Annotated in this window: 16 protein-coding genes; 7 read left to right on the top strand and 9 right to left on the bottom strand. The window is 57.2% G+C overall.

Going from position 1 to position 19,195, the window contains the following annotated elements; translation table 11 throughout:
- Positions 1-188: 188 nt before the first annotated feature.
- Positions 189-1,610 carry an amidohydrolase family protein gene (locus QEZ52_RS10475; RefSeq protein WP_406644287.1) on the top strand — a complete coding sequence of 474 codons (1,422 nt, stop codon included), beginning with the start codon at positions 189-191 and terminating at the stop codon, positions 1,608-1,610.
- Positions 1,611-1,809: 199 nt separating this feature from the next.
- The gene (locus QEZ52_RS10470; protein ID WP_406644286.1) at positions 1,810-3,120 is read left to right on the top strand and encodes an amidohydrolase family protein; all 1,311 of its coding nucleotides are present in this window, start codon (positions 1,810-1,812) and stop codon (positions 3,118-3,120) included.
- Positions 3,121-3,408: 288 nt separating this feature from the next.
- Here the strand turns inward: QEZ52_RS10470 and QEZ52_RS10465 are convergent, their stop codons facing one another.
- The 5 genes from QEZ52_RS10465 to QEZ52_RS10445 all read right to left on the bottom strand — a co-directional run bounded on the left by QEZ52_RS10465 (position 3,409) and on the right by QEZ52_RS10445 (position 7,538).
- A complete protein-coding gene (locus tag QEZ52_RS10465) occupies positions 3,409-3,591 on the bottom strand; it encodes a hypothetical protein (RefSeq protein ID WP_406644285.1) in 183 nt (60 codons plus the stop codon).
- Positions 3,592-3,726: 135 nt separating this feature from the next.
- Positions 3,727-4,032 (bottom strand): transposase, encoded by a 306-nt coding sequence (locus QEZ52_RS10460; protein ID WP_406644284.1) that lies wholly within the window; start codon positions 4,030-4,032, stop codon positions 3,727-3,729.
- 759 nt (positions 4,033-4,791) lie between these two features.
- Positions 4,792-5,712, bottom strand: coding sequence for a DMT family transporter (locus QEZ52_RS10455; RefSeq protein WP_406650257.1), 921 nt, complete (start codon positions 5,710-5,712; stop codon positions 4,792-4,794).
- Positions 5,712-6,791 carry a DUF6902 family protein gene (locus tag QEZ52_RS10450; protein WP_406650255.1) on the bottom strand — a complete coding sequence of 360 codons (1,080 nt, stop codon included), beginning with the start codon at positions 6,789-6,791 and terminating at the stop codon, positions 5,712-5,714. Before QEZ52_RS10450 ends, QEZ52_RS10455 begins: the two co-directional genes overlap by 1 nt.
- A 72-nt stretch (positions 6,792-6,863) precedes the next feature.
- Positions 6,864-7,538, bottom strand: a complete 675-nt coding sequence (locus tag QEZ52_RS10445) for a hypothetical protein (RefSeq protein WP_406650252.1) — start codon at positions 7,536-7,538, stop codon at positions 6,864-6,866.
- Positions 7,539-7,905: 367 nt separating this feature from the next.
- Here QEZ52_RS10445 and xth point away from each other — a divergent pair, with 367 nt between their 5' ends.
- Positions 7,906-8,712 (top strand): exodeoxyribonuclease III, encoded by an 807-nt coding sequence (gene xth / locus QEZ52_RS10440; RefSeq protein WP_406650250.1) that lies wholly within the window; start codon positions 7,906-7,908, stop codon positions 8,710-8,712.
- 15 nt (positions 8,713-8,727) lie between these two features.
- Here the strand turns inward: xth and QEZ52_RS10435 are convergent, their stop codons facing one another.
- Together QEZ52_RS10435 and dksA are read right to left on the bottom strand one after the other, a co-directional pair.
- Positions 8,728-9,915 (bottom strand): FAD-dependent monooxygenase, encoded by a 1,188-nt coding sequence (locus QEZ52_RS10435; protein WP_406650247.1) that lies wholly within the window; start codon positions 9,913-9,915, stop codon positions 8,728-8,730.
- 207 nt (positions 9,916-10,122) lie between these two features.
- Positions 10,123-10,545 carry an RNA polymerase-binding protein DksA gene (gene dksA, locus QEZ52_RS10430; protein ID WP_406650244.1) on the bottom strand — a complete coding sequence of 141 codons (423 nt, stop codon included), beginning with the start codon at positions 10,543-10,545 and terminating at the stop codon, positions 10,123-10,125.
- Between the two features lie 443 nt (positions 10,546-10,988).
- On the opposite strand from dksA, the gene QEZ52_RS10425 reads away from it, so the two are divergent.
- From QEZ52_RS10425 to QEZ52_RS10410, 4 genes are all read left to right on the top strand, one after another.
- Entirely contained in the window at positions 10,989-11,828 is an 840-nt protein-coding gene (locus QEZ52_RS10425) for a MoxR family ATPase (RefSeq protein WP_406650241.1), read from the top strand.
- Between the two features lie 272 nt (positions 11,829-12,100).
- Positions 12,101-13,474 (top strand): DUF2927 domain-containing protein, encoded by a 1,374-nt coding sequence (locus tag QEZ52_RS10420; RefSeq protein WP_406650239.1) that lies wholly within the window; start codon positions 12,101-12,103, stop codon positions 13,472-13,474.
- A gap of 4 nt (positions 13,475-13,478) precedes the next feature.
- A complete protein-coding gene (locus tag QEZ52_RS10415; protein WP_406650236.1) occupies positions 13,479-13,646 on the top strand; it encodes a hypothetical protein in 168 nt (55 codons plus the stop codon).
- Between the two features lie 13 nt (positions 13,647-13,659).
- A complete protein-coding gene (locus QEZ52_RS10410; RefSeq protein WP_406650234.1) occupies positions 13,660-14,844 on the top strand; it encodes a vWA domain-containing protein in 1,185 nt (394 codons plus the stop codon).
- Positions 14,845-15,633: 789 nt separating this feature from the next.
- On the opposite strand, the gene QEZ52_RS10405 is transcribed toward QEZ52_RS10410, so the two are convergent.
- The gene (locus QEZ52_RS10405) at positions 15,634-17,550 is read right to left on the bottom strand and encodes a hypothetical protein (protein ID WP_406650232.1); all 1,917 of its coding nucleotides are present in this window, start codon (positions 17,548-17,550) and stop codon (positions 15,634-15,636) included.
- Between the two features lie 77 nt (positions 17,551-17,627).
- Positions 17,628-19,115, bottom strand: a complete 1,488-nt coding sequence (gene tnpC, locus QEZ52_RS10400; protein WP_406650379.1) for an IS66 family transposase — start codon at positions 19,113-19,115, stop codon at positions 17,628-17,630.
- Positions 19,116-19,195: the final 80 nt, after the last annotated feature.

The raw sequence follows: 19,195 nt of genomic DNA, 5'->3' as shown, positions 1-19,195 counted from the left end.
ACTTGTCACACGTTAAAGAGTAGAGACGGATCGTCAGGAAAATGGAGAGGGAACCCGCTAAAACCTGACACTTTGTAACGGCAATCGTAATGGGCCGCCTCGAACTGTCAGGTAATTCGTTTAAGTATCGGGCATTCTGCCTAGAGAAGAGATCCAAATTTTGTTCTCGGTCATCTCAGGGGAAGCCAATGAAAGTTCTGTCGAAATATACGACTGGGGTTGCGGCGTTAGCTGCGGCAATAACCTTTTCTGCCAGCTTTGCGTTCGCTCAGGATACACCAGCGCAGACGTTGTTCACCAATGTGAATGTCTTTGATGGGGTGAACGAATCTCTGATTGAGAACGCCAGCGTTCTGGTCGAAGGCAATTTGATCAAGGCTGTGTCAACGGATGCCATTGATGCACCGGACGCCACGGTCATTGACGGCGGTGGCCGCACATTGATGCCGGGGCTTATCGAAAGTCACGTGCATCTGAACATGCAACATATGGTGGGTGGCTACGATACATTTGAGGATCGTGACTGGCAAGAAGTCGGGGCAATGGCGGCATTTACGGCTCAAAGCATCTTGATGGATGGCTTCACGACCGTGCGTGACGTCGGTGCCCTGCAGGTTGGGATTCGCCGCGCAATTGACGGCGGTTTTGCCATCGGTCCTCGGATTTACCACGCTGGTGCCGTAATCAGCCAAACTTCCGGGCATGGTGACTGGAGACTGAAGGGGCAAAACACGCTCGAAAGCCGAAACACAGGCAAAGTCGCACAGCTTGGCCTGGCCTATGTCGTTGATGGGCACGATGCGTCGCTGAGTGCCGCCCGACAGAACCTCGCAAACGGTGCTGAGTTGAACAAGATGATGATGAGCGGCGGTGTCTTCTCGTCGAAGGACGGCTTGCATACGATACAGGCCACCGACGAGGAAGTGACAGCCGTGGTCCGAGCTTCGAATGATTGGGGCACCTACGCAACGGCGCATGTGAACAACCCACCCGATATTCAACGCGGTTTGCGCCTCGGCCTGGGAGAGATCATGCATGGGCAGTTTCTGGATGAGGAAACAGCCGCAATGATGGTCGACGCAGGCGTGTTCTATAATCCACAGCTCTCGGTTTCTTCTCTCGAAGCAATCGAGCGCACGTTTGGACCGGAGCCGTCAGTGAACAAAGCCAAATCATTGTTGGTTGCCAAGGGGATGGCACGGATTCCAGATATTCTTTTGAAATTTCCCAAGCTTTTGGAAAAGACCACCTTTGGTGTAGATACCGTCACGGTTACGCCAGCGAACGCGATCCGTAGCCGCGATCACGAGATCTGGTTCTGGGCGGACAAGTTTGGCACTTTGCAGACGCTGAAATCCATGACCTCCATCGGTGGCGATCTCGCCGCTCTCACGGGTGGCCAGAACCCATATCCTGCCGGGTCCCTCGGTGTGATCGCGCAAGGCGCATATGCTGACATCCTATTGATCGATGGCAACCCGCTGGAAGACATCACACTGATAGGTGGCAGCAAAGAATTGTTCGACGCACCGGATCGCAAACCCGGAGAGATCCCGGCGATGCATCTCATCATGAAAGACGGTGCGATCTATAAGAACACGCTCAACTGAGCGTAGCGCGGGGTGGCGTACCCCAATTTTACCCTCGGTATCCCGCGCATCCTTAAAACCAATTAGAAAAGGAAGAGTTATGGAGAACCGGTCTATTCAAAAAAAGGCCTGGATTTTTGAATCGGTCATTGCCGCTGCCGTGTTCTCTACCAGCGTTGCGTCCGCACAGGACACTCCGACACAAACGCTTTTCACCAATGTGAATATTTTCGACGGTGTGAAAGAGGCTCTCATAGAGAACGCCAATGTTCTCGTCGAAGGTAACCTTATCAGGGCCGTTTCTGCCGCGCCCTTGGCGGCTGCAAACGCTGTCATGATCGATGGCGGCGGTCGAACTCTAATGCCGGGTCTCATCGACATGCATGTGCATCTGAACATGCAGTTTGTCGGCTCGGGCAATGACCGCGCCATTCAGGGCGCGCAACTGATGACTTGGGAAGAGCTGGGCGGTTTGGCCTACGCAAGCGCGCAAGAATACCTGCCTGCGGGCGTGACCACGGTGCGCGATCTGTGTGGTACGTCGTCCGGTCTCCAGAAACACATCGACATCGGCACCCTGACGGGACCCCGCATCTATCTGTCGGGGGCTTGCGTCAGTGCCTCGTCCGGTCATGGCGACTGGCGTTGGAACCCCACTGTGTTGAGCGGTGAAAAATCCTATCTCGAAGGACTTGGCCTGACCACACTGGCCGACGGTGGTGACGCGGTTCTAAAAGCGTCGCGCAACAACTTGGCAGGGGGTGCGGATTTTGTGAAGATGATGTCGGGCGGCGGGGTCACTTCAGAGCGTGATCCATTGGATTCGATACAAGGCACGCCCGAGGAATTGGCCGCGATGGTCAAGGCAACCGGTGATTTCGGGACGTATTCGGCTGTGCACGCTTACACGGACATCTCGGTTCAGAACGCTATTCGCGCGGGAGTGGTATCGATCGAGCATGGCAACCTGATGTCCGAGCCCGAAACCTTCAAGATGGTGGCCGAGGCGGATGCGTGGGTGGTGCCCGCGATGGCGGCGTTTGCACCAGACATTTTGGAACATCCATACTACGGCAATCCCACTCTCCCCGCTTATGCTAAGACCGCACGGGTCAACAAGAACGGCGAGGCATGGATCAAGCTGGCCAATGAATATCGCATCAACATGGCATTTGGTTCCGATTCCCTTGCCGTGACACCTCCCGCGTGGCGACAGACTCGCGACTTCCAGATTACCCAGTGGGGTCGATCATTTGGCAACTTACGCACATTGCAGGCTATGACATCGGATGCGGGCAAACTGCTGGCACTTAGTGGCATCATGAACCCCTACCCGGAGGGAAAGATCGGCGTGATAGAAGAAGGTGCCTACGCCGACATCATCCTGGTGGACGGCGATCCGCTGGAAGATCTCAGTGTGATCGGGGCATCCGAGTCGATGTTCGGATCTGCGCCGCGCCCAACATCCTCCGTCGATACGATCCCGTTCGTGATGAAAAACGGCGAGATCCATAAAAACACTCTCAACTAACATGGGAACAATTGGGCTCCCGAATCCATAGTCTCGATTGCCCTAGTTGGAATGAAAGCTGCTGTCAGCGTGAGCTGCAACGGCGACTAGCCTGACAAGAAGTTGCCATGGGGATTGTGCATTACGGCTGCAGAGGTCGATAATCAGAGTGACCGACTGTGTGATGACAGGGCCTGTAGTCCAATTGATTTTCCCAACACGGTTTTACGATCTGGACTCGGGATCTTACGCCACATGCCTTGTGCAGTCCTGAATTTGTCGAGTTGGGCGCACTAAAGCGTTTCCAGTTTACGTAGAAGCATATCCTGCCTCGCGAAAGTAGTTCCAGCATTCATCTGGAGTATATAGGTCGCAGATTTCGCTGAGGGCACCAAACAGGCTGGTAAATGATCGCGCTCCGATCCGGCGCAGATGGGCTTTAAGTGTTCCATCGACTGCGCAGGAACGGGCCGGGTTTGCTCGTCGTATCATGCGGCATCCTCCCATGGCGGTGCGCGGCATTTGGGTGTTTGGACGCGCAGAAAGGTCTGAACGATAACCATTGCGCCGCTGCATTTGGGGCAAGGCTGTTGCGCATGTGGTTCGTCGGGGGTGTCGCGGGTTTTTTCACCCGATGTCGGCACCAGAACCTGTACCTGAATTCAGCAAACGCCTGATCTTCGTGATCTTGTCGCGACGGATGGCGTTAGCCAAAAAGCTCGAGTGTCGGATGCGATGGAAGCCGAAGGGCAGGACGTGGATCAGAAAGCGTCGGATGAATTCTTCTGTCGGCAGGCGCATCTTCGTCATGCGATCCGCGCGCTTGATGCATTGGTTTTTCCAACGGAATGCGACAGTGTCGGGAACGACGCAGACGGGGCGATGGTTGGAGATCGCGACTCGGTGCGCGTACCTGCTCAGACAGGACAGCACCTGATCAGACCCACCGAAAGACGGTTTGGCCTAAGCGACCCGAACGGTTTTGCGCAGTGGTGCGAGATTGGCGGCGAAGGTATCAGGTTCTGCCAATCGCACCAGATCGACCCCGCCCCAGGCATTACGGACCGTTTGGGTCACTTGTGACGGCGTCCTTGGATTGGTTCGCCGGGGGTCTCTTGCCGAAGTGGCGTGCTTCCAGCCGTGTCGCCGGGCACGTCTGTCAACACAGCCGAATTTCTGGTCGTGACTGAACCGCGTGTGTCAGCTGTGCCAACAGCGCAGGTGCGGTCAGGTTGGTAATGTCGCCCCGTTCAATGAGCCAAGATGGTGCCCCGTGCACACACCAATTGTTCCGCTCTCGCCCTTTCGGGCGTTCTTTTCGGTCGCATGGGTCGCTTTTGCCATGTCATGGAAACTCTCGCCCGATGTGGCGCCCCGGATCCCGGCAACGGTCTCACCTTACCGCAACCGCCTGTGGATCGACCGCCATTCGCGGCCTGCTTCATCACGGTCGACATCGCGCAGTCTAACCGAACCAAACGCATGTGTCCGGTCTGCGATCCTGACCTGCCCCAGCCGACTGCACCACCCTTTGGACGACACGGGAAGGGACACACCTATGGTCCCGTGTTGCCCGGAGCCCGCATGGAGCGCAGCTGGAAAATACGCACGTTCGTCTTTGCAACTGCCATTCTGTTGCCCCGCCTGTTGGCATGTCTTAGAAATAGATCGGAAAATACTGGGCTACGAATATTATGAGTTTAGCTCTTTAATGATACTGGGTTTTACGGTTCTTGTCGCGACATCGCTTGTATGGGTGAAGTCCCAAACCAGAAATAGCCCAGATCCGATGACAAAGCTCACCCCGACATAGGTTCCCGCTGCTGGCAGCTCGCCAAAAAACACCGCGCCCAGAAAAACCATCCAGACAAATTGCAGATTCATCAGCGGCGTGACAGCATAGGCGGCCAGCAGGCGCAGCGCCACGACAACCACCCAGCGTGCCCCAAACAACAGCCCTGCATAGGTCGCCACCCAGGCCAGATCGCTGATCGGCATCGGCTTCCAGACAAACGGCAGCACCGCGCCCATACAAACAAAGATCGCCAGATTGGGATAAAAGACCTGCGCCAGTGCATTGGTTTCATATCGTCCGATAAACCGGGCCATCACCATGGAAAACGTCCCGAACACAGCAGCAGCAAAGGCAAACCCGTGGCCCCATGAAATGGAATGAACCCCAGCCGGAAACAGGAACGTAACCCCAACAAACCCGGCCACCAAAGCGACCCAGGCAGAGGGCCGGACGTGTTCCCCCAAAACCATGCCCGACATCAGCCCCGACAACAGCGGCATCAGACCGATGAACAGGAATACTTCGGCAAAAGGCAACAGTTTGAACGCATAGAAGAAGCTCACGGCTGCCAGGACGGTCGCCCCGGACCGCAGCGCCATGGCGCGTGGGCAGGTGGTTCGCAGCCCCCGCCGCTGGGATGGGTGGCGGTCCGCCAGCGCGCTCAGCCCCACGACGATCAACCCGGACAGACAGAACAATTGCGGTGCGGCATAGCCGCCCGCAATCAGTTTGGTAATCGCATCCGCTGAAGAAATCAGCGCGGTGTAGATAATGACCAGCCCGGCCCCAATGGCCGTGTTCTGCATCGTTGCGTTCATCACAACAGCACCCCGCCCTGCATGCTGGTACGGGCGAACCCGGCAAAAAAGCTCTCAAACTTGTCGCTACTCATCTGCGCTTCGGTCAGGATGTCATGGCCGATCTCGCTCAGCGCGTTTTCAACATGCGGACGCATGACTTGCCAATCGTCGCTGCGCTGATCTTCCAGCTTGAACATGGTTTCAGACATGTCCCGCAGCGGCGCGGCATAGGGCGCGGCGCGGGCAAAGCTCATCTTGTCGAATTCGGCGGGTTTGGTGAAACTGTCACGATCGGACACCGACATCAGCCAATTGCAGACAAAATAGTCATGGTAATCGTCTTGCGGGCTGACCTGTGGTCCGGTTGAAACGGTAAACCGATGGGTTTCTCGCTCCAGCCAGTCTTCCCAGATCTGCGAAGGGGTTTTGCCTGCGTATCGCAAGGCGACACAGATTTCGGCCAGCAGATCAGCGTTCTGGTCCAAATAGGCCAGGATCCCCGCATATTCGAGGCTGGTAACTGCCGCCTGGTCCAGTTGCGGATCGCGACGGCCATATTCAGAGAGATAGAACACGATGTGGGTCAACTCATATGCGGCCTTCTTATTGGGCATCGCAAAAGTTTCGGAACGGTTAACAAAACGATGCAACCGATCTGTCAGGCTGGTGTCCCATTCCAACGCAGTGACGCCACGGCGTGCCAATAGGCGGCGCGCTTCGGCCCTTTGAAGGTCTGACAATTCAGCTTCGGCCAGTCCTTGGCGGTCTATCCAAGCAGCCAGGGCTTCGCCTTTGGTCCCGGTGAGCCCCAGATCTTCGAGATCCAGACAAATCGACAGCAAAAAGCGATAATATTGTGGAAAGAACCCCATGCGTTTTTCGACTTGGGCATAGAAACCCTGGTGCGGGGCCAGCGCATCCTCGTCAAGCGTTTGGCCCGTACATTCCAGGATATTCAGAAGTTCGGCATTTTCCTTGAGCCAGAACACATCATCACCGAACCGACGATGCTGGGCAAAGCTGGCAATCAAGGCCGCGCGGCGATCGCGCTTGCTTTGACGTTGGGACGGAACGTTCAGGCGAATGACATTCGACATTTGGTTTGCTTTCCTATTTTCAAATGCGTTCTCTGAACGCTCCGTTACCAACTTCAGACGGTGTCCCGCGGATCAGCTGCCCGACGAGAACATATGGGTGGCGTCACCCGCTGTGGCGTCCGCCGATGCCGCAGGTGCAGAACCCGAGGAGAACATCTGGGTGCCTTCGCCAGTGGTGGCGTCTACCGATGCCGCAGGTGCGGAGCCCGAGGAGAACATCTGGGTGCCTTCGCCGGTGGTGGTGTCTGCCGATGCCGCAGGAGCGGAGCCCGAGGAGAACATCTGGGTACCTTCGCCGGTGGTGGCGTCTGCCGATGCCGCAGGTGCGGAGCCTGACGAGAACATCTGGGTGCCTTCGCCGGTGGTGGCGTCCGCCGATGCCGCAGGTGCGGAGCCTGACGAGAACATATGCACACCTTCGCCGGTGGTGGCGTCTGCCGATGCCGCAGGAGCGGAGCCTGACGAGAACATCTGAACCAATTCGCCCGTCAAAGCGGTTGAGCTGAGAACAGGCGCAGAACCGGACGAGAACATCTCGACCCCTTCGCCGGTGATCGTGGCAGTCGATGCGGTCGGAGCGGAGCCTGATGAGAACAAAGCAGTTGCGTCACCATCCAACAGATCGGTTGTCAGAACAGGTGCAGAACCGGACGAGAACATCGCAGTTCCTTCGCCGTCCAACAGGCTGTTGACAGGCGTGCTGGTGAGAGCGGTTTCGATGTCGTAGGCTTTGAGTTGAGCGTTCATGGCAGAAGTCCCCAGTTGTGAAGTTGATCGTGCCTCAACGCTTGCACCCAGAAGGCGACCTGAAAAGAGGCTTTTCTACCAAAAGGTGTTCTTGCGCCAAGTTATCCACATTAAGAAAGTCGAATAGAAAGTTGACTCAATTCCCAAACGTGATGACTCTAATCAGAGTCAAAAAACTTATCCACACCCCCCAAATGTGTCACCAAACGACGCCATGCAGCTATAGGTTGTGTCCGAATCGAACGGGAATCACTGTTCGCTGCTCTCGTTCGATTCGTATTTTTCGATATTGAAACACCCCTGACGCTTGCCCTGCGCGACGGGTTCAGCGATAGAACATCAGCGCCAGACATCCGGGAGACAGGTCATGAAGATCGCCACCTTCAACATCAACGGTATCAAAGCCCGGGCTCAGGCCCTGCCCGATTGGTTGGACGAAGCACAGCCCGATGTTGTTCTGCTGCAGGAAATCAAATCCATCGACGATGCCTTTCCGCGCGATCTGTTTGAATCCCGTGGCTACAATGTGGAAACCCACGGACAGAAAAGCTTTAACGGTGTCGCCATCCTGTCGAAATTGCCGCTCGAAGACGTCAGCCGGGGCCTGCCAGGGGATGACAGCGATGAACAGGCGCGCTGGATCGAGGCCACAGTGGTCGGCAAACAGGCGATCCGCATCTGTGGGTTGTATCTGCCCAATGGAAACCCCGTGGAACTGGAACCCGACAACAGCCCGGTGGCAGGCGGCAAATATGCCTACAAGCTCGCCTGGATGCAGCGCCTGCACGATCACGCGCGCGATCTTCTGGCCAGCGAGATGCCGGTTTTGATGGCGGGTGACTACAACATCATCCCCCAGGCCGAGGACGCCAATCGCCCGGACGCCTGGCGCAAAGACGCCCTGTTCCGACCCGAAAGCCGCGCTGCGTTCCGTCGCATTCTGAACCTCGGATTCACCGAAGCCTTTCGCAGTTGCCATACGGGTCCGGGGCATTATTCGTTCTGGGATTATCAGGCCGGTGCCTGGAACCGCGATGACGGCATCCGAATCGACCACTTTCTGCTCAGCGCACAGGCTGCGGATCTGCTGCGCGCATGCGAAATCGACAAACATGTGCGCGGGCGGGAAAAGCCGTCAGATCACGTGCCGGTCTGGGTCGATCTGGATCTTTGATCCAACAGCGCGATGTCAGCGGGCCGCTGCGCCCGCTGTGACATCATGGCGATAAATCCAGTCGAACTGGCGTACCATGCGCCGAGGTGCCAGTCGCCCGCCTAATCCCAACACCATATGTGCCATCCCGCGCACTGGCGGCAGACGCAGGTGATACTTCCACGCATTGCCATTGGCCGCACCGACCACTTTGGCCGCCCGGGGGCGTCGCAGGGTTTGATACCGCATCAGGGCCAGATCAGAATCCTGGATCTGATCCAGGCAATCGGCCAACACCCATGAATCTTCCATTGCCAGATTGGCCCCCTGCGCCATAAAGGGCAGTGTCGGATGTGCGGCATCCCCGACCAGCGCCACATTGCCCCGATACCAATGCTTTGCAACCGGGTGGCGGAACAACCCCCACAGACCGACCGTATCGACCCGCGCAAGGATTTCATGCCCCACGCCCCCAAAATCTGAAAAGGCGGCCCGCAAGTTTTCCGGGTCATCCGAGAAATGCCACCCTTCATCGGCCCAGGCATCGCGTTCCTGAACCGCAACGATATTGATCCGTTCACCATTGCGCAGCGGATAGCACACCATATGGCGACCCGGCCCCATAAACACCTGGGCTTGCGCCGGGAGGTTCAGATCGTTGGGAATCGTGGCCCGCCAGGCCACCTGCCCCGTAAAGAACGCCGCATCGTCACCATTCAGCGCGACGCGCGCCCGTGAATGCAACCCATCGGCCCCAACAACCAGATCCGGGCGCGCCTGGGCTCCGTTTGCCAGCCAAACCGTGGGGGCCTGAATGTCCGGTACGACCTTGGCGACTTTCTGTAGCAGGCGCACCTGTACACCAGCCTTGCGCACCGCATTCGCCAACAGCGTGATCAGATCCGAACGATGAACAAAGTAAAAGGCCTGGTCGCTGGCGTAACGCTCCAGATCCAGACACAGTACGTCCTGCCCTTGGGCGTAATCGCGCAACACCACCGAACGGGCCTGGACCGATGTTTCACGCAGCCCCTCTTCGAGCCCGAGCGCCCGCAGCACGGCGACGCCATTGGGGCTAATCTGAAGCCCGGCCCCGACTTCGGAAATGGCATCTGCCTGTTCCAAAACGGTGACACAGGCCCCCTTGCGCTGCAGACACAGCGCCGACGCCAGACCACCAATCCCGGCCCCGACAATCGTTATCTTTCGACCGTTCAGACTCATGGTGATCCTCTTGTGTGTCAGCCTCGGGGTGTGAACACGGGTTTTAAACACCCCGGCGCGCCCCGCAACAGACAATTCCCGGAAACCGCGGCAAATCTGAGTGAAACAAAGGAAACGGCCAGAACCCCAAGATTCTGGCCGTTTCCTGTACCGTTCATGAGCGGACGCGCAGATATTGCAGCGCCCGACGCCTAAGGCATGGCAAATTTAGTCGTCGCGATGCACTTTTTCCCGACGCTCATGACGTTCCTGGGCTTCCAGGCTCATCGTCGCGATGGGACGCGCATCCAGACGTTTCAACGAAATCGGTTCTCCGGTCACTTCGCAGTATCCGAATTCACCTTCATCCAGCCGACGCAATGCCGCGTCGATCTTGGACACCAGCTTGCGCTGGCGATCCCGAGTACGCAGTTCCAGCGCACGGTCAGTTTCTTCGCTTGCGCGATCAGCCACATCCGGAATATTACGCGTGCCGTCCTGCAAACCTTCGATCGTATCGCGGCTGTCCGCCATAAGATCCTGTTTCCAATCCAACAATTTGCGACGAAAATATTCCTGCTGCCGCTTGTTCATGAAAGGTTCATTTTCGGCCGGCTTGTAGTCATCCGGCAGAAGCACTTCCTGGTTCATTTCCGCTCCTTCGGTCTGGCCAGATTTGACAGCTGAAGAAATGAATGCCGACCTCTGGCTCCCCCTCTGGACGCAGGCTTTAACGGGTCGCTAGCAGATTGTCACTACACAAAAACAGCTTGGCGGGCCTGCCGCAACGTCCGCTACCGTTAGCGGCCAAATATGCAATAAAATGCAGACTGTTACGGTATGCCCTGTCGTGGCGGTGATAAATGTGGTTCCGTGTGGTCACGCGGCAATCTCGGAGACATTGTGCTCGGTCGGGACATATTGTTGCGCAGCCGCGACTCAGTTCCGCACGGTTGCAGGTTGCAATCCAGCCAAACGTCCTACGCCGCGTCATGTCCCCAAATGTCCGACATTTGCCCGGTCGTGCTCTTGCTGCGCCAGCGCGGGCTGGTATGGTGCGCAACGAAATTACACACGCACGCGCGAGGACCCACATGAGATTCAACGGCACCGCCGAATATGTCGCAACCGAAGACCTGACCGTTGCGGTCAATGCCGCGGTGACACTGGAACGTCCGCTGCTGGTCAAGGGCGAGCCCGGCACCGGAAAAACCGAGCTGGCACGCCAGGTCGCCGGCGCATTGGGTCTTCGGATGATCGAATGGAATGTCAAATCCACCACCCGCGCCCAACAGGGCCTGTATGAATACGACGCGGTCAGCCGCCTGCGCGACAGCCAATTGGGCGAAGAACGCGTCCACGACGTGAAAAACTACATCAAAAAGGGCAAGCTGTGGGAAGCCTTTGATGCGGACGAAAAAGTTGTCCTGCTGATTGACGAGATCGACAAGGCCGATATCGAGTTCCCCAATGATCTGTTGCAGGAGCTCGACAAGATGGAGTTCCATGTCTACGAGACCGGCGAAACCATCCGGGCCAAACACCGCCCGATCATGATCATCACGTCGAATAACGAAAAAGAGCTGCCTGATGCCTTCCTGCGCCGCTGCTTCTTTCACTACATCCGGTTCCCGGACGCGGACACGATGCGCAAGATCGTCGAAGTCCACCACCCCGGTATCAAGGACACCTTGCTCACCACGGCCCTGACCCAGTTCTATGAAATTCGCGAGACATCCGGGCTCAAGAAAAAGCCATCAACCTCCGAAGTTCTGGACTGGCTCAAGCTGTTGCTGGCCGAAGACCTCACGCCCGAAGATCTGGCACGGGGCGGCGCGGATGCCTTGCCCAAGCTGCACGGTGCCTTGCTCAAGAACGAACAGGACGTACATCTGTTCGAACGTCTTGCCTTTATGGCGCGCGGACGTCGGTGATCACCTGATCGGCGCATCTCCGGATGCGCCGTCGCCCCATCGGAAACGACGTTGACCCCACAATTGCCGCGGTGGCGGCTGTTTCGCTTCACAGTTTCGCCCAAATGACGTATCACAATAGCGATATCTGACATGTGATTGTCATCAATGGGATCGTTTGCATTGCCCCTGATAGTTTTTGAATTGGTAACGATTGAAACGCGTTTGCAGCGTGCAGAAAACCTGTGCGCGACGAGTGTATGGCAGATTCAACCGCGCGAGGCCAAACACGCATGATCCGATCTTTGCTACTTGCCAGTTCGGTCTTTGCCCTGGTCGCGGCCTGCGACACGGTTCCATTCGAGGATCCGCCGTCGCGGGCGCAGATCGCGGAAAGCTCCCTGCCCCCGATGAAGGCGTTTTCCGTCGCCCACCCCAGCGCCCCTGCCCGATCCAACGGCAATATCGCCGCCGATTTCCTGGATCTGCATTTTCAGCTGGAAAGCGGCCGTGAATTGCCGGTCTTCACACGGTTTGAAACGCCGATCTCTGTCCGGGTGACCGGCGCACCGCCGTCGAACCTGCGACACGATCTGACCCGGCTTCTGGCCCGCTTTCGAACCGAAGCCGGAATTGACATCCGACAGGTTCAAGGCAGCGATGCCAATATCACCATCGAGGCTGTAGACCGCTCGGAGATCAGACGGGCGCTGCCCCAGGCCGCCTGTTTCGTCGTGCCCAACGCGTCCAGCCTATCTGAATACCGGCGCAACCGACACAGCCCCAAGACCAATTGGGCCCTGCTGCGCGACCGGTCCCGGCTGGGTGTTTTTATCCCGCGGGACGCCAGCCCACAGGAAATCCGCGATTGCCTGCACGAAGAGCTGGCCCAGGCCATCGGACCGCTGAATGATCTGTATCGCCTGCCGGATTCCGTGTTCAATGACGACAATGTCCATACGGTGTTGACCGGGTTTGACATGCTGATCCTGCGCGCCACGTATGCGCCGGAACTGCGCACCGGTATGACCAAAGGTCAGGTCGCCGCCCAGTTGCCGCGCATTTTGGCGCGGCTCAATCCCCAAGGCGTTGGTTTGCCGACACGCCCCGTGGCCGTCACCCCCCGATCCTGGGTTGAAAACGTTCAGGCCGCACTTGGCCCCGGCTCCAAGCCCGAACAAAGACGTCAGGCCGCCCATGCCGCCGCCGCCACGGCCCAGCAAATGGGCTGGCGCGATCACCGCCGCGCCTTTAGCCACTATATACTGGGCCGAATGACCCAAGGGCACGATCCCGATCTGGCCCAACGCCATTATCACAGCGCCATGCAGTTCCTGGAAAACTCTCCCGATACACAGCTGCATCGCGCCTATGTATCGACGCAGATTGCGGCCTATCAGATTACCAAAGGCAACGGTGATGGCGCATTGGCCAATATCCGCCCCTATTTGCCCGTCGCCGCGCAATCGGAAAATGCGGCGCTGCTGTCAACATTGATGATGTTGCAGGCCGAAGCGCTGGAGTTGATCAATCGCCCGGACCAGGCGCGGATTGTCAGGCTGGACAGCCTTGGCTGGGCACGGTACGGGTTCGGTTCGGACTGGGCGGTTCGGGCCAAGATGCAGGAAATCTCGGCGCTGAACCCGCAACAAAAAACGGGCATCTGATAACATGATCATCATTGCAGCGATTGTAGTGGGCGCAATCCTTGGCGCGCGGGCAGCAAAAAAACGTGGCGGCGCAATAGCGGATATCCTGCAATATGCAGCGGTTTACGCTATCGCACTGGGGATTGTGGCGACTATTCTGACGGTACTAATCGACCGTTTCGCCCTCTGACAATCGGACTGCCATGTTCCAGCCCTTCTTTGAAAATCTTCGCAACGCGGGCCTGCCCGTTTCCCTGCGCGAGTATCTGACCTTTCTGCAGGCCCTGAAACAGGGACTGGCGATGTATGACGTCGAAGAGTTCTATTATCTCGCGCGAACATCAATGGTGAAGGACGAACGCAATATCGACAAATTCGATCGCGCCTTTGCGTCCAGCTTCAAGGGGCTCGAACAGATCACTGCACAGCAGGTGATGGACGCCGTCGACATCCCCGAAGAGTGGCTCCGCAAGATGGCGGAGAATCACCTGAACCCTGAAGAAATGGCCGAGATCGAAGCCCTGGGCGGGTTCGACAAGCTGATGGAAACGCTCAAGGAGCGGCTCAAGGAGCAGGAAGGCCGCCATCAGGGCGGCAACAAATGGATTGGCACCGCCGGGACGTCCCCCTTTGGGGCCTATGGGTACAACCCAGAAGGCGTGCGCATCGGCCAAAAGGAAAGCCGTCACCAGCGCGCTGTCAAAGTCTGGGACAAACGCGAATTCAAGAACCTGGATGACACGGTTGAACTGGGGACCCGCAATATCAAAGTCGCGCTGAAACGCCTGCGCCGCTGGGCCCGCGAAGGGGCCCACGAAGAACTGGATCTGGACGGAACCATTCGATCCACGGCTGAGAACGGCTATCTCGACGTAAAAACCCGCCCCGAACGTCACAATGCAGTCAAGGTGCTGTTGTTTCTGGATGTGGGCGGGTCGATGGATCCGCATATCAAGGTGGTCGAAGAGTTGTTTTCTGCCGCCCGCACCGAATTCAAACATCTGGAATACTATTATTTCCACAATTGCCTGTACGAAGGTGTCTGGCGGGACAATCGCCGCCGCTGGGACGCACAGACCCCAACCCACGAAGTGCTGCGCACCTATGGGCCAGATTACAAATGCATCTTTGTCGGCGATGCCTCGATGTCGCCCTATGAAATCGCCTATCCCGGCGGAGCCAGTGAACATTGGAACAAGGAAGCCGGCCAGGTGTGGCTTCAGCGCGCGCGTGAACAATGGACATCAAACCTGTGGATCAATCCGGTGCCCGAAAAATATTGGGACTACACCCATTCCATCGGCATGGTTCAGGAAATCTTTGAAAACCGCATGGTGCCAATGACCCTGTCGGGGCTCGAAAGCGGAATGCGCGATCTGACCCGCTGAGCTTTGCCATCAACCGCGCCCGCCAAATGCAAAAGGCCCTGTATTGATGGCTTCGTTGTCAGGGGTCCAGTTGAGGCCGTATCGGGACGTGCCAGCGCAGGCCCACATCATCCGATCACTGCGATTGTTGTGGCTTGGCAGTCAAGGGCCATGACCCGCCCGCCCCCGCTGATCCCTCGTTCATGACGCGCGTTCGCGGGTTTGGTTTTGATCGTCGTCGGTTGCGGTCTGAGCAGCACACCGGGCGCGCGGCCGTCACATGGCTCAACCCTCCAGCGCTTTGTCCGGCGATTTTGTCTCGGGCGGTGCATGAGGTCTGACGGTGTTGTAATCTCAGTGCCATAGCGCCCGATTCCGCCGGGTATCGTCCAGGGTGCCATATAACCCTTCGGTCAACAGCGCGTTGCACAGGTTGCCCGTCTAGAAATGGATCCGGTGGATCAATTTGGGCTTGAACGGGCGGAACTCCTGAGCCCTTCGCGTGTATTGACCATGTGCGCGAAACCGGACCCACATCTCAGAGCGTCGGGATTGCCGTGGTTCGGGACTGCGCAGATTCAAACAGAGACGGCTGCAAGTTGGATGTGCTGACGAGGAACCTCTGGTGGCTGACATGATCGGGCTGACCGGCGAGTAGGGTCGTTACGGATATCGTAGGATTGCTGATCGGTGATATCTTTCAGTCGCTTCATCAGACCCAGATCATCATTTCCGCATCGCCGCCTACAGGCATCGACAGAGCCAGGGACAGGAGTAAAGTCCCCCTGCCCGGTGTTGGGATAAACGGGATCAAAAGATGAAATCATCGGCTGTGAGGTTGTTAATATTGACCCCATGCAAGGTGATCGTATTGCCTCCACCAGCATCAATGATCGTGTGCCCAGCGGATTGGCTGAGATGGTTATTGCTCAGATCGATAAAACTTACGATCGAGACCACAGCGCTCAGGTCGATATGCTCGCAGGATTGGGCAATGTTGAAATCTGTCACCACATCCTGACCAAAGTTATTTAGGAAAACAAAGGTATCGCCCCCTGCCCCTCCTGTCATGCGGTCCGCTCCGGCGTCGTCGCGAAAGGTATCATTTCCGCCGCCACCGCTGAGCGTATCATCGCCCCACGCGCCATTTAAGGTGTTGTTGCCAGCGTTTCCGGTGATTGTATTGTTTTCCCCGTTACCGGTTCCGTTGATGTTGCCACTGCCAGTAAGGGTCAGAGTTTCAAGGTGCTGGCTGAAGTCCCTCAGTGAGAATGAAACCGAAGCATTTACATGATCGGTGCCTTCATGGGCGTTTTCAACAATACCAGCGCCCGCATTGTTGACAAAATAGATATCGTTTCCACGCCCTCCAACCAGCGTGTCGTTTCCGCCGGCCCCAATCAGAGTGTCGTTGCCGGCGTTCGCTATGAGCGTGTCGGCGTTGATGGTTCCGATAAGTTCGTCATGGGTGGCGTTTTGGTCGTCTCCATATAATGTGATACCAGTGTTCGAGGATTGGTCCGTAACAACTATCTGGATCAGTTCGTAGGCTCCGAGCGCGACAGCAGCTATTGCGTCTGTGCCCGGATCAAGAGCAAGATCGGCTTCGGTCAAGTGCTCAATCGTCCCCTCGCCATAATAGGCCGTGTTGTCAGCCCCCACCAGACCAAGCCGTGTTGCGTAAATATGCGAGTTTGAGTTGATTAAGCCCGTCAAGTTGGCTGTGATATTCAACTGTTGGGCTGTGCCAGACGTGAGGTAAATAACGGCCTGGTCCGAGCCTTCAAAGACCATTGCGTAGCCCTGATCACCGGGAAGTCGGAATTCCGAGTTTTGAGTTTGCAGTTCTGTGCCAACGACATTTTCCGATAGCATCCGGTAAAGATAGCCCGTCGGCGTAAGGTGAGAACCGTTGTCTTGCAAAGAGAGGGACTCCGCTCCAGCCCCTGCTGCTATAGCGGTCCAAAACGTGGCGATATCCACGCCGTTTTCGATCATTTCCGCAAAGGTGCGCATCAAAGGCGCATTTCGCATTAGACCAGACAGCGATGTATTTGTCGGACCATTTCCACCGACATTCCATTCGGAAACCAAAACAGGGATGTCCCCGGTGCCATTGGGGTCATTCCATGTATTGTAGATATCATTCAGCCGACCCTGGACGCCCCCGCCGGCCCCCATTGGATTGCCATTCGAGTTCGTCGTATAGAAATGGGTGGTGACACCATCAACGGCATCATATTCCACACGTCCAAATTGATCTCTGATGGCTTCCGTTTCAGCAAGTGTTCGACCGGATTGGACAAAGATCATCGGATCCTGTCCGTTGTTCACACTGTCTATCCTTCGTTGAATTACTTTAGCGATCTGACTGGAAAGCTCGCCAAACTGCTCAACCGTCCAATTGAAGTTATCTTGGTACCATTCGTTGCCAATTTCAAATCCGGCAATCTGAACCTGACCGCTGGTGACCAGTGTATCAGCAATCACAGCCTCGACAAAATCTCTAATAGCTTCTTTGTCAGCGACGGAGATGTAGCCAGAGCTCTGTAGATTTGAATTGAAGTACCGTCCGGTTGGAATAACAATAAGTAGCTCGGAATTGCTGTCGGCAGCGTATTGCATCGTTTTGTCAAGGGGCGTCAGACCGTTCTCTGGCTCTCCATCAAAGAAACTTGTGCTGCTTGTCGCGTTGGGGTTGGCCGGATCAAACCATGCTTCGCTCATAGTTCCGCCTGCGTAGCGGATCACTTTGTTCTCAACATTCGCTGCAACGTAAGCGTTAGCTGGATGGCACCAGCGGATTAGCTTGACGGCGCAAATTTCCACGGCAGAAGGTCGTCAAGGCGGCTTTGCGGGTGGCCGTTGGCGATTGCTGAGAGGGTGGCCTTGAGATAGGCGAAGGGTTCGACGCCGTTGATCTTGCAGGTCTCTATCAGCGAGGCGATGCGGCCCCATGCGATGCCGCCTTCGTCGTGGCCGGCGAAGAGCGCGTTTTTGCGATTGAGGGCGATGGGGCGGATGAGGTTTTCGACGCGGTTGTTGTCGATCTCGACGCGGCCATCGGTCAGGAAGGTTTGCAGCCCATTCCAATGGTTATGGATGTAGGTCAGCTTTTCGCCGAGCCGGGATTTACTGGAGACTTTGCGGCGTTGCGCCTGAAGCCAGTCGCCGAAGGCTGCGACCAGCGGCGCGGTGCGGGCCTGACGGGCTGATAATCTCTGGCCGGGCGAGATACCGCGGATATCGGCCTCGACGGCGTAAAATTCGGCGATCCGGTGCAGCCCTTCTGCGGCGATCTCTGATCCGTCGCGGTCGAAGACTTCTTTGAGCTTGCGGCGCGCATGCGCCCAGCAATGGGCCACCCGAATGGGCGTACCACCCTTGCGCGAAGGTTTGGTCAACCGATTATAGCCCTGATACCCGTCGATCTGCAGGATGCCATCGAAGCCGGTGAGGAAGGTTTCGGCATTCTCACCCGCACGACCCGGGGCATAGAAGTAAACCACGCCGGGCGGGTCCTCACCGCCCCAAGCTCGGTCGTCGCGAGCCAACGCCCAAAGATACCCGGTCTTTGTCTTTCCGCGCCCCGGGTCCAGCACCGGAGCCGTTGTCTCGTCCATGAACAGCTTGCCGGATCGTTTCAGATGGTCGGCCAGCCGGTCGACAACCGGCTTCAAATGGAACGCCGCTTTTCCGACCCAATCGGCCAGCACCGCGCGGTGCAGATCAAGCCCTGCGCGCGCCAGTATTTGGCTCTGGCGGTATAAGGGAAGATGGTCCGCATATTTGCTGACCAGCACATGAGCGATGGTGGCCTCGGTCGGCAGGCCGCCCATGATCAGATGCGATGGCGCTGATGCCTGGGTGACCCCGTCGGTGCAGGTCCGGCAGGCATACTTCGGGCGCACGGTGACGATGACGCGCAGCTGGGCAGGCACGATGTCCAGCCGCTCGCTGCGGTCTTCGCCAATTCTGTGCATGACACCGCAGCCGCATGGGCAGATCAGGCTGTCAGGTTCGATGACCTCTTCGATGCGCGGCAGCGCAGCGGGAAGGTTGCCGATGGTGCGCTTGGGCGACGGTTTGGCCGTCCCGTCGCCCGCTTTGGCGGCCTGTTTTTCTTTTTCCGCCTCGACCTCGGCCAGCGCGATGGACAGATCCTCGAACGCCAGTTGTCGCTCATCCTCGGACAGCTTCTCTGACCGTTTGCCATGCAGGGCGTGGTTCAGTTCAGCGATCAGATGTTCCTGCCGCTTGGTGATATCCTTCAGCGCTGTCACCTCATCCATCAATGCCAGAACCGCTGCGCGCTGCAAAACCGGGATGGCAGAAAGATCAAGAATGGGGGCTGTTTGCATAGGCCAGAGCT

The organism is Aliisedimentitalea scapharcae (genome assembly GCF_045277565.1).
Classification (GTDB): domain Bacteria; phylum Pseudomonadota; class Alphaproteobacteria; order Rhodobacterales; family Rhodobacteraceae; genus Aliisedimentitalea; species Aliisedimentitalea scapharcae.
Note: the sequence above shows the minus strand (reverse complement) of the source record. Positions and strands in the feature narration are given on the sequence as shown.